Raw genomic sequence first — 12,140 nt, 5'->3', positions numbered from 1 at the left:
ATGGCCCTCAAAACAATCCCGCCAAGCCGCGGCCCAGCGAAGACAAGCGGCCGCGACCGCGCCGAACGCAAGCTCGCGTTCCGCATGACCGCACCGTCGCTGGTCATCATGGCGCTGGTTGCGGCGGTCCCCATCGGCTACGCGATCTGGCTTTCGCTGAACCAGTACAGCGTCCGCACCGCAGGCCTGTCACGCTTTGTCGGCCTGGAAAACTACATCACCGCCCTCGCAAGCCAAGAGTGGTGGGCTGCGTTCGGCCAGACCTTCCTCTTCGCAGGCCTCTCCGTCAGCCTGGAACTTATCCTCGGCACGGCCATGGCGCTCCTGCTCAACCTCGCGTTCAAGGGCCGCGCCGTCCTGCGCACCGTGGTGCTGCTGCCGTACGCCATCATCACCGTGGTCAGCGCGATCACCTGGCAAACGATGTTCCAGCCCAACATGGGCCTGGTCACCAACGTCCTCTCCGCGCTGGGCCTGCCGGGCGGCGACGTCGTCTGGCTCGGTGAGCACGGCTATGCGATGGCCGTGATCGTCATGGCCGACGTCTGGAAGACCACGCCCTTCGCGGCGCTCATCATCCTGGCCGGCCTGCAGGTCATCTCCGCCGAAACGTACGAAGCCGCGGAACTCGACGGCGCCAGCAAATGGCAGACCTTCGTGAACATCACCCTGCCGCTCCTGCGCCCGGCGATCGTCCTTGCCGCGATCTTCCGCACCATGGACGCCCTCCGAGTCTTCGACCTGCCGTTCGTCCTCACCCGCGGAGCCAACGGCACCGAATCCATGTCCATGCTCGCCTACACCCAGCTGCGCGAAAACCGGCTGGTGGGCGAAGGTTCGGCGCTGTCCATCCTGACCTTCCTCACCGTCATGGTGGTCTCCGTTATCTACGTCCGCTTCGCCGGAGGCAACATCCGCGACGTCGCGAAGGAGGAACAATGAGCACGCTGATCGCAGAACGCCCGACGCCGGAACTCGCCACGCGCGCCAAGGCGCCGAAACGTCGTCGCTTGCGTGGGGAAGCGAAACTGCACCCCATGGTCTGGGTGTTCGTGGTGGCCGTCATGGGCTTCTCGCTCATCCCGTTCTACTGGCTGGTCAACACCTCCCTTAAGAAGGGCGCGAGCCTGTCCCAAGGTGAGCTCTTCCCGAGCCAGCCGACCCTGGAGAACTATCTGGTGGTCTTCCAGAACCCCGAGTTCCTCCTGGCCTTGCGCAATTCGGTGATTATCGCCGTCGTGACTACAACAGTGGCCCTGGTGTTCGCGTCCTTTGCCGCGTATGCGCTGGCCCGGCTGAAGATGCGCCGCAAGGCGATGATCCTGACGCTGATCCTCTCGGTCACCACGTTCCCGGCCATCGCCATCGCGGCCCCGATGTTCTCCATCTGGCGCGAAATCGGACTATACGACACCCTGCTGGGCCTCATCATCCCGAAGCTGACGTTCGCGTTGCCGCTGGCGATCTACACGCTGACGTCGTTCTTCAAGGAGATTCCGCGTGAGCTGGAGGAATCGGCGTACATGGATGGCGCCACGCCGTTCACCGCGTTCCGCAAAGTCATCCTGCCGCTGGCGGTCCCCGGCCTGGCGACGACGGCGATCCTGGTGTTCATCTCGGTCTGGAACGAATTCCTCCTGGCCGTCACGCTGACCACCTCGCCCGAAGCCCGGCCCGTGCCTGTCGCGATCGCGTTTTTCAGCGGCACCAGCGAGTTCGACCAACCCCTCGGCACCATCAGCGCCGCGTCGGTGATCATCACTGTCCCGCTCGTGATCCTCGTGCTGCTGTGCCAGAAACGCATCGTTTCCGGCATGACAGCCGGCGCGGTCAAGGGCTGACCCCGTCACAAATCCAAGATCCACCCACTGACTCCCAGAAACCCGGAAAGAACAGGAACAACGTGAGCATTCAGCAGCAGGCCCCGTCCACAACCCTCAAAGTGGGAGTTGTGGGCATCGGTTGGGCCGGCCAGCAGCACCTCAAGGCATACAGCAACATCGACGGCGTCGAGATCGTCGCCGTCGCGGGCATGGAGGCCGACCTCCTTGCCCAGCTGAAGGAGGAGTACAGCATCCCGCACGCGTTCGCCCGGTGGGAGGACATGATCGAGCTGGAAGGCCTCGACGCCGTCAGCGTCGCCGTGCCGACGTTCCTGCACGCACCCATCGCCATTGCCTCGCTCGAGCGCGGACTGCATGTGCTGAGCGAAAAGCCGTTGGCGCGTAACGCCGTCGAGGGTCAACAAATGGTGGACGCCGCCCGCAAGGCCGGACGCGTCCTGGACGTCGCGTTCAACCATCGCCGCCGCGGCGACATTCAGGCACTCAAGGAAGTGATCGACGCCGGCACGCTGGGTCGCCCGTACTACGCAAAGGCATCGTGGCTGCGCAGGCAGGGCATTCCGATGCTGGGCAGCTGGTTCACCAACCCCGAACTGGCCGGCGGCGGACCGCTCGCTGACATCGGCGTGCACGTCCTCGACTACTCGCTGCACCTCCTCGGCGAGCCGAAAGTCCTGGCCGTCTCGGCGTCGACCCATTCCGAACTCGGCCCGCGCGGCCTCGGCGGCAACGCGAGGTATACGGCGTCGAACTCCAGCCACAAGTTTGAAGTGGAAGACTTCGCCTCCGCGTTCATCCGTCTGGAAGGCGGCGGAACCCTGATCCTGGAAGCCGGTTGGGCCACGTACCGCGACGAGCGGGACCTGATGGACTTCACTGTTTACGGGACCGACGGCGGCGCGGACTTGCGCTCGGTCGGCGCCTCCGAGAACCCGGTAGCGGACGTCCACGTCTTCACCGAGAAGGACGGCGAAAACGCGGACTTCGAAGTGGTGGCCGAACCCGGGCGAGCCCACCAGGCCGTCGTCGACGACTTCATTGCCGCCGTCCGCGGCGGCGAGACCGTGTGGGGAAGCCACGACGGTTCGCTCGCCCTCAGCCGGGCCCTGGTGCTCGATGCCTGCTACAAATCCGCCCTTGAACAACGTGAAGTGGTGCTCTGAAATGTCTGATGCGAAATTGAAGATTGTCGTCTGGAACGAAGCTGTCCACGAGGCCCGTAACGAGCCTGCAACCATCGGCGAGATGTACCCCGAAGGGATCCACGGCGCCATCGCCGCCGGGCTGCGCGGCTTCTACCCGGACTCCGAAATCACGACGGCGACACTCGCCGATCCCGAGCATGGACTTTCTGAAGAGGTGCTGGAGCAGACTGACGTGCTGCTGTGGTGGGGGCACATTGCGCATGGGGAAGTTGCTGACGAAGTAGTGGAACGCGTGCAGCGCCACGTGCTCGGCGGCATGGGCCTTGTGGTGCTCCACTCCGGGCACTTCGCCAAGATCTTCACCCGCTTGCTGGGAACCACCTGCTCGCTGAAGTGGCGCAACGAGGGCGAACGCGAGCTGGTGTGGACGGTCAAGCCGTCGCACCCGATCGCAGCCGGCATTGAGAGCCCGATCGTCATTCCGCAGCAGGAAATGTACGGCGAACTGTTCGATATCCCTGAGCCCGATGACCTGATCTTCATCAGCTCGTTTACCGGGGGAGAGGTGTTCCGTTCCGGCGTGACGTTCTCCCGGGGCAAGGGCCGGATCTTCTACTTCAGCCCCGGCGACCAGGAATACCCGGTGTACCACCAGCCACAGATCCAGAAGGTCATCGCCAACGGTGTCGGCTGGGTGGCCCAGCCGGGCGTCTTCCGGGAGTCACCCGAGGTTTCCAACCCTTCACGGGGCTGGTTCGAGGCCTAAAGACGATGAGCACTCCTCTTCCTAGCGGCCGTCCGTTGGGCGTGGCCGCCATCGGTTACGCCTTCATGGGGAAGGCCCACTCGAACGCGTGGCGGAACGTGGCCAGCTTCTTCGACGTCCCGGCCTTCGAGCAGAAAGTGCTGGTTGGCCGTGACGCCTTGGCGGTGGCCGAGGCCGCAGCCAAGTACGGTTGGGCCGAGTCAGCCACGGACTGGCGTTCCGTGATTGAGCGGGACGACATCGACATTGTGGATATCTGCGCGCCCGGGTGGATGCACGCGGAGATCGCTCTGGAAGCTCTGGCCGCCGGGAAGCATGTGCTCGTGGAGAAACCGCTGGCCAACACTCTGGAAGAGGCCGAGTTGATGGCTACCGCCGCAGCTTCGGCGCGGGGCCGGGGTGTGCAATCGATGATCGGCTTCAACTACCGCCGCGTTCCTGCACTTGCATTGGCCCGCGAACTGATTGCCGAAGGGCGTCTTGGAACCGTGCGGCACGTCCGTGCCGCCTACCTGCAGGACTGGCTCTCCGACGTCGAAACCCCCATGAGCTGGCGGCTCCGGAAGGAGACCGCCGGCTCCGGGGCGCTGGGCGACATCGCTTCGCACGCGATAGATCAGGTCCAGCACCTCACGGGCCAAACCGTCACCGAGGTGACCGGCACGCTGCGGACCTTTGTGACCGAACGCCCCGGTGTCGCTGGGCTGGAGAAAGTGACAGTCGACGACGCCGCGTGGGCCACTTTGGGCCTGACCGGCGGCGTGAGTGCCTCCGTAGAAGCGTCACGAGTGGCTACGGGACAGAAGAACTCTTTGAAGATAGAGATCTACGGGTCTTTGGGTTCGTTGACGTTCGACCTGGAGAACCTGAACGAGCTCGGTTTCCTGGACGCTACGGTTCCCGTGCGGAAGCAGGGCTTCCGGCGGATACTGGTCAACGAGCCCGAGCACCCTTACGCTGCGGCGTGGTGGCCGCAGGGCCACGTCATCGGTTGGGAGCACACGTTCACGCACCAGATCCGGGACTTCCTGTGCGCCATCCGCGATGGTGAGGCGCCGTCGCCGTCGTTCGATGACGGGCTGCAGATCCAGCGGGTGCTGGCCGCCGTCGAAGAGTCGGCGCGGAACAGGAGTGTGGTGACGGGGGTTCGATCTATGGGCGAGATCAACGACCGAGACTCCTCTGTCGTCGGAGTTATCTAGAGAAAGACGGTTGAAGTCGTTCCCTGCCGGGAAACGGGCGTCCGTAACGCAGACGCCGCGGCACGGACCGTTGGGCCAGACGGCCTTAATAAAACATGTCTCAACCAGCCATGGACATCTTTTATTAAGCCCAACGTACGATCCTGAGTCGAATTTTCTGCCGGTTCTGCGGGTATCACCTAAATTCAAGAGGTCCCACATTCAGGACCCGCGTTGGAGCATCAAGGGGAGCCCAGGCAGTAACTAAGCCCGTCGCGAATTGCGGCGAGAAGCTATTCCAGCATCAATTGCCATAGCGGCTGCTGCTGCTGCGAACCCGATGCCGAGCGAAGGCAATACGCCGAAGGCCGGCCAGAACATAGCGAAAGAGATAAATCCAGCTAGGAAGACGACGATACTGCGGCGCTTTCGACGGGTCACTTTCATGCGATGACGCAACCACCAGCTTTGCCGCCTTCCTCGACCACCGTTCCAGATGTAGCAGGTACTGGGCGCCTTAGTCTGAACCCGGCAGCGACGAATCGGCTTCGCGGCATATGATTGCCAGGCCGTCCCGAGGGGAAGTTACCGCGAACTCAGGAAACCGTGAGGTGAATTTCGAGGAGCTGAAGCGGTTGTGGTGTTCGTAGCGCGGAAGAAGTTCCCGCAACTCGCGCACTTGGGCTGAGAGCAGTCCTGCGACGTTGAGAACCCATCGGGGCACGACGGTGTAGCCGGCGTCCTGTCCGAACGCCTCGTTGGCGATGTTGGCGAACTGCCGGTAGGTCAGTGACTCCGCATCGACCGGGAGGTGCCACGTCTGCCCGAAAGCGTCAGGCGTGTCGCCCAGAAGAGCGAGAGCCCGGCTGGCGTCCGGTGTCCAGATCAGCGTCCTTTCGCGGTCGTCCCGCACGGGCACGAAGGGCTTCTTGCCTTTCTTCAGGCGGTCGATGAGGAGCGCATTGGTGAAGCTCTGCGTGCGGCCCGGTCCGTAGAACTCGGGTGCCCGGGCGATGAGGACAGGAATATCGCCCCTGGCCATTTCCTCCAGCACCATCGATGCCATGTCCGCGCGGACTTTTCCCTTACGCCCCACGGGCGCGAACGAGGTTTCTTCGGTCTGAACGCGATCGTCCTGGGGGTACATGTAGGTGTTGTCGAAGTAGACGAACTTGGCCCCGGCAGCCCTTGATGCTTCCAATGCGTTGCGGAGCATGGTGGGAAATTGTGCTTCCCACAGCTCCGTGTTCGCCGGGAGGCCAGCCGTGAAGTAGACGATATCGCTGCCCTTGACCGCCGCATCCGTCTGTTCGGCGTCGAGCAGGTCTGCCTTGACCAGCGAATCCGACTCGTTGACCTTACGGGGGTTCCGGCTGACAAGCCGCAGGTCCTCGGTGTAGGCACGGTGCAGCTCCTTGGCCAGTTCGATTGCGATCTGGCCGTTGGCGCCCAATATTGTCTGCATTTTCAACCTCGGTTTCGTACGCGCTTTGTGCGCCGGCGTGGACGTGTCAGTGCGCTATGTGTACACTGCTTACATCAGCGTAGGAGGCGAAGTTAGCAGTGTCAACATCAGTAAAGCCCTATCATCACGGTGACCTCCGTGCAGCACTGGTCGCTGCCGCCGTCGAGAGCCTGGAAGCGGGGGAGCCGTTCTCCCTGAGAGCCGTGGCCCGCCGCGCGGGGGTGTCTCCGACTGCGCCGTACCGGCATTTCGCTGACCGGGAGGCTCTTGATAACGCTGTTGCCGTGGAGGGCTTCCGTGACCTCCTGGCAGATCTGGAAGCTGCTTCGGATAGGTTGCCGGAGGCTGCGGCGCCACAGGATGTCATCACGGCTCTAGGTGTGGCCTACGTGGCGTTCGCTTTGAGGCGGCCCGCCGTATTCCGGCTGATGTTCGGCAACGAATGCGACGAGGCCGACAGCGAACGTGTTCAGGCGGCTGGGCAACTCCATGGCATGTTGAACCGAGTGTTCGAGCGCCTTTTTCCAGGCAATTCAGGCCTTTCGGTCGCTCTGTGGAGCATGGCGCACGGCTTGGCGTTCCTGCACCTGGACGGCAAACTGCCGCCCCAAAGCAACGACGACGTTGCAGCCCGCGTGAAGTTGGCGGTCGGGGCAATCTTCGCGCTCAACAACAGCAAGACGACGGCGGGCCAAGTCCCCGCCGGGCCGCCAGAAGGAGAACCAGCATGACCAAACGCATCCTCCACGTCGTCACCAACGTCAGCCACTACGACGATCCGTCACACCCCACCGGCCTTTGGCTCTCCGAACTGGTTCACGCCTGGGAGGTGTTTGAGGAACACGGTTTCGAGCAAGCCATCGTCAGTCCTGAGGGCGGAGCGGTCCCATTGGAACCCCGATCACTGAAGTTCCCAAGCTATGACAGAGCTTCCAAGGCGTGGTATGCGGACCCGGAGCGCATGGCCCTTCTTGAGAACACGGCCAGCCCCGAAGGCATTGAGGCCACGGATTACGACGCCATCTACTTCACCGGGGGCCATGCGGTGATGTACGACTTCCCCGACAGCGAGGGCCTGCAGAGGATCACCCGCGAAATCTGGGAACAGGGCGGCATCGTATCCTCGGTCTGCCACGGATATTGCGGCCTCCTCAACACCAGGCTTTCAGACGGCAGCCTCCTGGTGGAGGGCCGGAAGGTCACCGGATTCGCGTGGCAGGAAGAAGTCCTGGCCCGGGTGGACAAGCTTGTGCCGTACAACGCCGAAGAGGAGATGAAGAAGCGCGGGGCGCGCTATGAGAAGGCCAAGCTCCCCTTCGTCTCCTACGCCATTGCGGACGGGAAACTGGTTACCGGGCAGAATCCTGGATCGGCCAAGGAGACGGCGCGGAAGGTCGCGGAACTTCTCTAAAGCGTCTGGCGGCGATAGTACGAAACGCGCGTGCCGGCGTCGGGGGTTGATTTTTTGATCCGGAGGGCCGGGAAATTCAGCCCCTGGAAAATAGGAAGGGGCCGCGACCCTTGAGGGTCGCGGCCCTGAGCGGGCGGGCTGCTACTTGATCAGTGCTGCTGCCTGCTCCATGAGGTCGCTGGCCGTGGCAACGCCGTTGGCATCAGCGCCCTTGCCGGACGCCGTAGCGGAGATCAGCACGCCCTCCTTGATGGCGTATGCCATGTAGGTGGTTTGTGCCGCGCCGCTGGCTGTGGACATTTCGGTCTTGTAGGCCACAGTTCCGGGGACCGTGTTGATGCCGTCGAACTTTTCAGTGGCGACGTTCATCGATTGACCGGACATGGACAGCGTCATCTTCGAGCACTTCTCTGCCTGGACACCGCTCTTATCGATGCTGTCCTGAAGCTTCTGCTTATCGAGCCCGGACGTAAGGGTCACCATTGTCATGACCCCTGATGCAGCGTCCAGATCTGCGCCGGCAGCGGTGGTTGAACCGGCGAGGGTCTCACTGCCACCCAGCGTTGCGAGGTCCTTGCACTCAGCCGGTTCGATGGTGAACATGCTCATGAGCGCCTTCATGGGGTTCTCTTGGGCGAGTTCCTCGCTGGAAGCAATGGTCAATTCCTTGCCTGACTTCGGCTTGATCTGCTTGACCAGTTCAACGAGCTCGTCGTTGGTGTACTGCTTGGCAGCGGTGGGCGTGGGTGACGCCGTAGCCTCTTGCGAAGCGCTACCAGTGGAGCCGGTCGACCCACCACATCCGGTCAGTGCCATCACTACGAACGCCGACATTCCGACGCTCTGCAGCGCAAACTTCTTCACTCTATTTCCCCCATTGGGTCTACTTTTTCAGCCGGGCGATTCCCAGTCGAGATAAGACTATCGGTCACTGTGGCTATGCTTGCGTCCTTCGGGTCTCCGGAAAGCCCGGCTCCAGCGTGTGCCGCTCCTTCAATCCCGGGCACGCGGCGGCCCTGCTGGTTATCTAGGGCTATGGGACAACGCTTTGTGCGCTATCAGTCGACTGCCACTGATGCCAAGGGGCGGTATCTCGGTATCTTCGCCTTGGCGAACCGATTGGCGAAGGAGGGAAGCCTCAGCGCCGAAGATTGGGGCAGCTGGCGAAGGGCAAACGATTTTTACGACGCGGCTTACGTCACGCCTGAGGCATCGTTCTATGCAAGGCCGGGTGCGCAAGCGTGGTTCAAAGTGTCGGCCACTCACCTGTTGGAGAAAACGGATTTCTACATCGATCTTCTGCGCCGACATGATGTTCCCTGCAGGGCTGTCTACTCAAGCGATCCGGGCAACGTCCTCTATGAGGACGATGTTCAGGTTGTCGTCATTCCGTACGAAAGGGAGCTCTAATCAATCTACTGAATCCATTGATGGGTCAGGTCCGCTTGCGGCTCGCGATCACGTCAGAAAGCTGCTGCACGTCGGCGGGGTTCGCGTCCGTGGCAAGTGCAACGTAGTGGTCCATGACGGCTGGCCGGTAGCGAACTGGCAACGTCTGTCCCGGAGCAAGCCGGGTGAGGGCGGTAATCGTCAGACTTTCGTCTGCGATACCGCGGAACGAGATGCCGTCGGCGGTCTCCACGTCGAGCATCAGGACAACGCGCGGGTTGCTGTTGACCTCGCGCCAGTCAACGAGAACACCAAGCGCCAGCGTCCCGTTGCGCAGTTCCGCATTGCGCCTCCGCGCTTCACCGCTGAGGAGCGGGTTCGGGGCGACGCCCGGGAAATTGGGGCCGACGCCGAGGGACTCCCGACTCAGGTCCGGCCTGAGATGCTCCACCAGACCGTTGAGTTTCTTCTTCGAACCGAACATTCTGGCCTCTTCCCCCATCAGCGGTGCCGAATTTTCGGCGCTTTGCTTCGCCCTCACGGCGATTCTATGCCACGAGCATTCCCGGTCGGAGTTGCTACAGGGGCCGGAATGGTATCCGTGAGCCTGTGAACACACCTCCCGAACCTGCTTCGAATGTTTGCTTCGAATCGTTGCCGTGATGAGATTGCCTGAACTGATGGGGGTCCCAATGCACTGGTACGAAAAGCACAGCAGTTTGTGTCCAAGTCGAGGCAACGTAGGTTGGTTGAATGCACGGAGCGAAGGAGATCTGCCGTACTTCACGGGCATGGATGCTGCTGGCTGGGAGGACTCCACCTGGATCCTCAACGCGTTCTACGAACTCCCGTCCAACCGAACGCTTCCGACTCATGATGAGTTGCGTAAAGCCCGCATAGTGGCGGGTGATGAGGAACCCCTGATGGTTGGCGAGGTCAACCTTGACGAAATGACGATTGCTACGGGGAGCCAACTTGGATACGCGAAAAGGCCGCCGGCAGATTGGCAGCGGCGGACGTGGGCGGAAATGCTACTCCGGTTCCCGCACCCCCACCCAGCTGGAGGTCCCCCACCGTGTTACCGATGGTTTCCCGCAACAGACTTCCCGGCAAATATCCAGTTGCCCACCGAAGGTTCCATGTCTGAGGAAGACTTCTCCGAGCTTATCGATGTCCTTTCGAGGTATTCGCCCACCGCCGATTGCTCTGTTTATTTCGCAAACGTATTCAGCACCTATCCGGACCCATGCGAAGCACCCGTGTATGACACGAACTTGACGAAGCTCCCCTCCCTTATTCGAGAGATCAGCGAAGATCGCCAAGTCTTCACACCCGCGAACATCTGGTCATCCGATAGATCCTGGCTTGTTTACACCGATTACGATCTTTGGGCGACCAAAGTCAGCAGCAGCTCAGAACTCATCAACGAACTTCGCGCCAACCCGCTTCTTGAAACCCTCGACTGGGCGCCGGGTGGCTCGTCGAGTCTCAGCCCCGGTAAAAGCTAGCCATGGCCTCCTTCGCGGGACCTGCCATTGTGGACGGACGTAGTCCATCGACCGGAAGTCGCGCAGTTGTGGCATCCCAGATGGCACCCCAAAACGTATCGTCGTCAAGGTCGACGCCGGACGGACGCCGGATGAACCAGTAGAATCCGCGGGGTCTTGGCGGGATTCCCGCGTCGGCCAGATAGGCATCGACGTCATCGTCGATGGATGACAGATCCGCTTCTGTCAGCGGGAATTGCTGTCTCTGTTCTTCGCCCCCAGGCAGGCGACGGGCAATGGAACCATTACGGCCACCGGATGCTGCGAGTACCCTCGCAACGTTGCCAGGACCGGCGGCCCAGGTGACTAAGGCGCCCCATCCATTCTCCGTAGCCAGTATCCAATCCTGTGGAGGCTCCTGCAGGTCAGTGCACTCCCACGGGTCGTGAGTCATGTTCACCATCTTTCATCCTTGATCGAAGCAAGCAAATCCCTGGGTCGATACAGAATGGGTTTTCGAGCGGCTGCCGTACACCTGTCATCCGTCGGTGCTGGGCAACAAATCTGGCACACCATCCAACGTCCAGGAAAATTGCCGATGGTCTGCTTAGCATTGGGTCTAACGACTTCTTGGGGGAGCAATGAACTTGAGTCCGGCTTTTGGAATTATCGGAATTCTTTACGCCGTCTTCGTGATCGTGGTGGCCGTCCTGGCGGTGTATGCCTTGGTCTTGACCATTATCTTCTTACGACTGCGCATCGCTGAGTTGAAGAGGGCTGCGCGCACTGGGGACGGCTGAGACATTCCTTCAGCCACCGGTCGAGTCTGGCTGCGTTACTGGGCCATCTGCTGCAGAGCAACAGGGATATACGTGACCACGTTGAGCAGGGCCCAGGTGGCAAGTCCATAGCCGACTACGAGGGCCAGAATCGCCAGTGTGCGACCCCTCTCGTTCTTTCGACGGATCTGATTCAACGAGACGTGTCCGGCCCCGACGGCGAATGTTGCGAGAATGCCTAAGCCAAAGAACCAAATCCCGGAAAAGGCAAAAGCGCCCAAGAGAATTGCCAGGATAGCCAGTTTGTTAACCCGCGTGCTGGTCAGCGGTGCCGATGTAGATGACAAACTCACAGTTTCCCCATTTCGTAAGTGTCAATTCAGTCTAGCCTCGAAGCGGATGCTTACGGGGGCGGGTTCTCGGAGAAGGTAAACGATCAGAGTGAACCCAGCCGCAGCAAGTTCACCCGTGGCCGCCTGCCTCTAAACCCGGCACCACAGCAGCAACTATTGCGTCGTTCTCCGCTGACCGTCGGCTCTTCAACCACAACGCCGACGTCCGCCACGCCGATCCTTTCCGTTGCCTCGGTCCAGGAGCGATGAAGGGCTGCCGTTTGTGGGCCACGTAGGTCGCAACCATGCCAACGGCAGCGGCCAAGGCCAGCCAGGCCATC

The 12,140-nt window shown here is 61.6% G+C and carries 15 protein-coding genes; 10 read left to right on the top strand and 5 right to left on the bottom strand.

Annotated elements, in window-relative coordinates:
- From PYR64_RS16100 to PYR64_RS16080, 5 genes are all read left to right on the top strand, one after another.
- On the top strand, positions 1-942 hold the full coding sequence (locus tag PYR64_RS16100; protein ID WP_275776300.1) for a sugar ABC transporter permease: 942 nt from the start codon (positions 1-3) through the stop codon (positions 940-942).
- Positions 939-1,841: a carbohydrate ABC transporter permease gene (locus PYR64_RS16095; protein WP_275776298.1), complete on the top strand. Its 903-nt coding sequence runs from the start codon at positions 939-941 to the stop codon at positions 1,839-1,841. Before PYR64_RS16100 ends, PYR64_RS16095 begins: the two co-directional genes overlap by 4 nt.
- 62 nt (positions 1,842-1,903) lie before the next feature.
- Positions 1,904-3,007 carry a Gfo/Idh/MocA family oxidoreductase gene (locus PYR64_RS16090; RefSeq protein ID WP_018778751.1) on the top strand — a complete coding sequence of 368 codons (1,104 nt, stop codon included), beginning with the start codon at positions 1,904-1,906 and terminating at the stop codon, positions 3,005-3,007.
- Position 3,008: 1 nt separating this feature from the next.
- Positions 3,009-3,755 (top strand): ThuA domain-containing protein, encoded by a 747-nt coding sequence (locus PYR64_RS16085; protein WP_079582114.1) that lies wholly within the window; start codon positions 3,009-3,011, stop codon positions 3,753-3,755.
- A 5-nt stretch (positions 3,756-3,760) separates the two neighbouring features.
- Positions 3,761-4,957 carry a Gfo/Idh/MocA family oxidoreductase gene (locus PYR64_RS16080; RefSeq protein WP_275776293.1) on the top strand — a complete coding sequence of 399 codons (1,197 nt, stop codon included), beginning with the start codon at positions 3,761-3,763 and terminating at the stop codon, positions 4,955-4,957.
- 496 nt (positions 4,958-5,453) lie between these two features.
- Here PYR64_RS16080 and PYR64_RS16075 read toward each other — a convergent pair whose 3' ends face one another.
- Positions 5,454-6,401, bottom strand: coding sequence for an NAD-dependent epimerase/dehydratase family protein (locus tag PYR64_RS16075; RefSeq protein ID WP_275776291.1), 948 nt, complete (start codon positions 6,399-6,401; stop codon positions 5,454-5,456).
- A 98-nt stretch (positions 6,402-6,499) separates the two neighbouring features.
- Here PYR64_RS16075 and PYR64_RS16070 point away from each other — a divergent pair, with 98 nt between their 5' ends.
- Together PYR64_RS16070 and PYR64_RS16065 are read left to right on the top strand one after the other, a co-directional pair.
- On the top strand, positions 6,500-7,132 hold the full coding sequence (locus PYR64_RS16070; protein ID WP_210078130.1) for a TetR/AcrR family transcriptional regulator: 633 nt from the start codon (positions 6,500-6,502) through the stop codon (positions 7,130-7,132).
- Complete coding sequence (locus PYR64_RS16065) at positions 7,129-7,812, top strand: type 1 glutamine amidotransferase domain-containing protein (protein ID WP_275776290.1); 684 nt, start codon at positions 7,129-7,131, stop codon at positions 7,810-7,812. The genes PYR64_RS16070 and PYR64_RS16065 overlap by 4 nt, the downstream gene beginning before the upstream one ends.
- A gap of 141 nt (positions 7,813-7,953) precedes the next feature.
- On the opposite strand, the gene PYR64_RS16060 is transcribed toward PYR64_RS16065, so the two are convergent.
- The gene (locus PYR64_RS16060) at positions 7,954-8,676 is read right to left on the bottom strand and encodes a hypothetical protein (protein WP_275776288.1); all 723 of its coding nucleotides are present in this window, start codon (positions 8,674-8,676) and stop codon (positions 7,954-7,956) included.
- Between the two features lie 171 nt (positions 8,677-8,847).
- On the opposite strand from PYR64_RS16060, the gene PYR64_RS16055 reads away from it, so the two are divergent.
- Positions 8,848-9,222 carry a hypothetical protein gene (locus tag PYR64_RS16055; protein WP_018778758.1) on the top strand — a complete coding sequence of 125 codons (375 nt, stop codon included), beginning with the start codon at positions 8,848-8,850 and terminating at the stop codon, positions 9,220-9,222.
- Positions 9,223-9,247: 25 nt separating this feature from the next.
- On the opposite strand, the gene PYR64_RS16050 is transcribed toward PYR64_RS16055, so the two are convergent.
- A complete protein-coding gene (locus tag PYR64_RS16050) occupies positions 9,248-9,742 on the bottom strand; it encodes a hypothetical protein (protein WP_275776286.1) in 495 nt (164 codons plus the stop codon).
- A gap of 151 nt (positions 9,743-9,893) precedes the next feature.
- Here PYR64_RS16050 and PYR64_RS16045 point away from each other — a divergent pair, with 151 nt between their 5' ends.
- A complete protein-coding gene (locus tag PYR64_RS16045) occupies positions 9,894-10,709 on the top strand; it encodes a hypothetical protein (protein ID WP_144401331.1) in 816 nt (271 codons plus the stop codon).
- On the opposite strand, the gene PYR64_RS16040 is transcribed toward PYR64_RS16045, so the two are convergent.
- Positions 10,690-11,151 (bottom strand): DUF5956 family protein, encoded by a 462-nt coding sequence (locus tag PYR64_RS16040; protein ID WP_039242947.1) that lies wholly within the window; start codon positions 11,149-11,151, stop codon positions 10,690-10,692. The genes PYR64_RS16045 and PYR64_RS16040 overlap by 20 nt on opposite strands.
- A 178-nt stretch (positions 11,152-11,329) precedes the next feature.
- Between PYR64_RS16040 and PYR64_RS16035 the strand changes: the two genes are divergently transcribed.
- Complete coding sequence (locus PYR64_RS16035) at positions 11,330-11,488, top strand: hypothetical protein (RefSeq protein ID WP_018778762.1); 159 nt, start codon at positions 11,330-11,332, stop codon at positions 11,486-11,488.
- A gap of 35 nt (positions 11,489-11,523) precedes the next feature.
- Here PYR64_RS16035 and PYR64_RS16030 read toward each other — a convergent pair whose 3' ends face one another.
- On the bottom strand, positions 11,524-11,820 hold the full coding sequence (locus tag PYR64_RS16030; protein ID WP_018778763.1) for a DUF4190 domain-containing protein: 297 nt from the start codon (positions 11,818-11,820) through the stop codon (positions 11,524-11,526).
- Between the last annotated feature and the right edge of the window lie 320 nt (positions 11,821-12,140).

The sequence above is a fragment of the Paenarthrobacter sp. Y-19 genome (genome assembly GCF_029223985.1).
Taxonomy (GTDB): Bacteria; Actinomycetota; Actinomycetes; order Actinomycetales; family Micrococcaceae; genus Arthrobacter; species Arthrobacter nicotinovorans.
The sequence above is the reverse complement of the archived record's forward strand: the minus strand, read 5'-3'. Positions and strand labels throughout refer to the sequence as shown.

Bases quoted from the DNA above. Each gene is read 5' to 3' on its own strand.
- PYR64_RS16080 (WP_275776293.1), top strand. From the start codon at position 3,761: ATGAGCACTCCTCTTCCTAGCGGCCGTCCGTTGGGCGTGGCCGCCATC.
- PYR64_RS16095 (WP_275776298.1), top strand. From the start codon at position 939: ATGAGCACGCTGATCGCAGAACGCCCGACGCCGGAACTCGCCACGCGC.
- PYR64_RS16035 (WP_018778762.1), top strand. From the start codon at position 11,330: ATGAACTTGAGTCCGGCTTTTGGAATTATCGGAATTCTTTACGCCGTC.
- PYR64_RS16075 (WP_275776291.1), bottom strand. From the start codon at position 6,401: ATGCAGACAATATTGGGCGCCAACGGCCAGATCGCAATCGAACTGGCC.
- PYR64_RS16045 (WP_144401331.1), top strand. From the start codon at position 9,894: ATGCACTGGTACGAAAAGCACAGCAGTTTGTGTCCAAGTCGAGGCAAC.
- PYR64_RS16100 (WP_275776300.1), top strand. From the start codon at position 1: ATGGCCCTCAAAACAATCCCGCCAAGCCGCGGCCCAGCGAAGACAAGC.
- PYR64_RS16065 (WP_275776290.1), top strand. From the start codon at position 7,129: ATGACCAAACGCATCCTCCACGTCGTCACCAACGTCAGCCACTACGAC.
- PYR64_RS16040 (WP_039242947.1), bottom strand. From the start codon at position 11,151: ATGGTGAACATGACTCACGACCCGTGGGAGTGCACTGACCTGCAGGAG.
- PYR64_RS16085 (WP_079582114.1), top strand. From the start codon at position 3,009: ATGTCTGATGCGAAATTGAAGATTGTCGTCTGGAACGAAGCTGTCCAC.
- PYR64_RS16055 (WP_018778758.1), top strand. From the start codon at position 8,848: ATGGGACAACGCTTTGTGCGCTATCAGTCGACTGCCACTGATGCCAAG.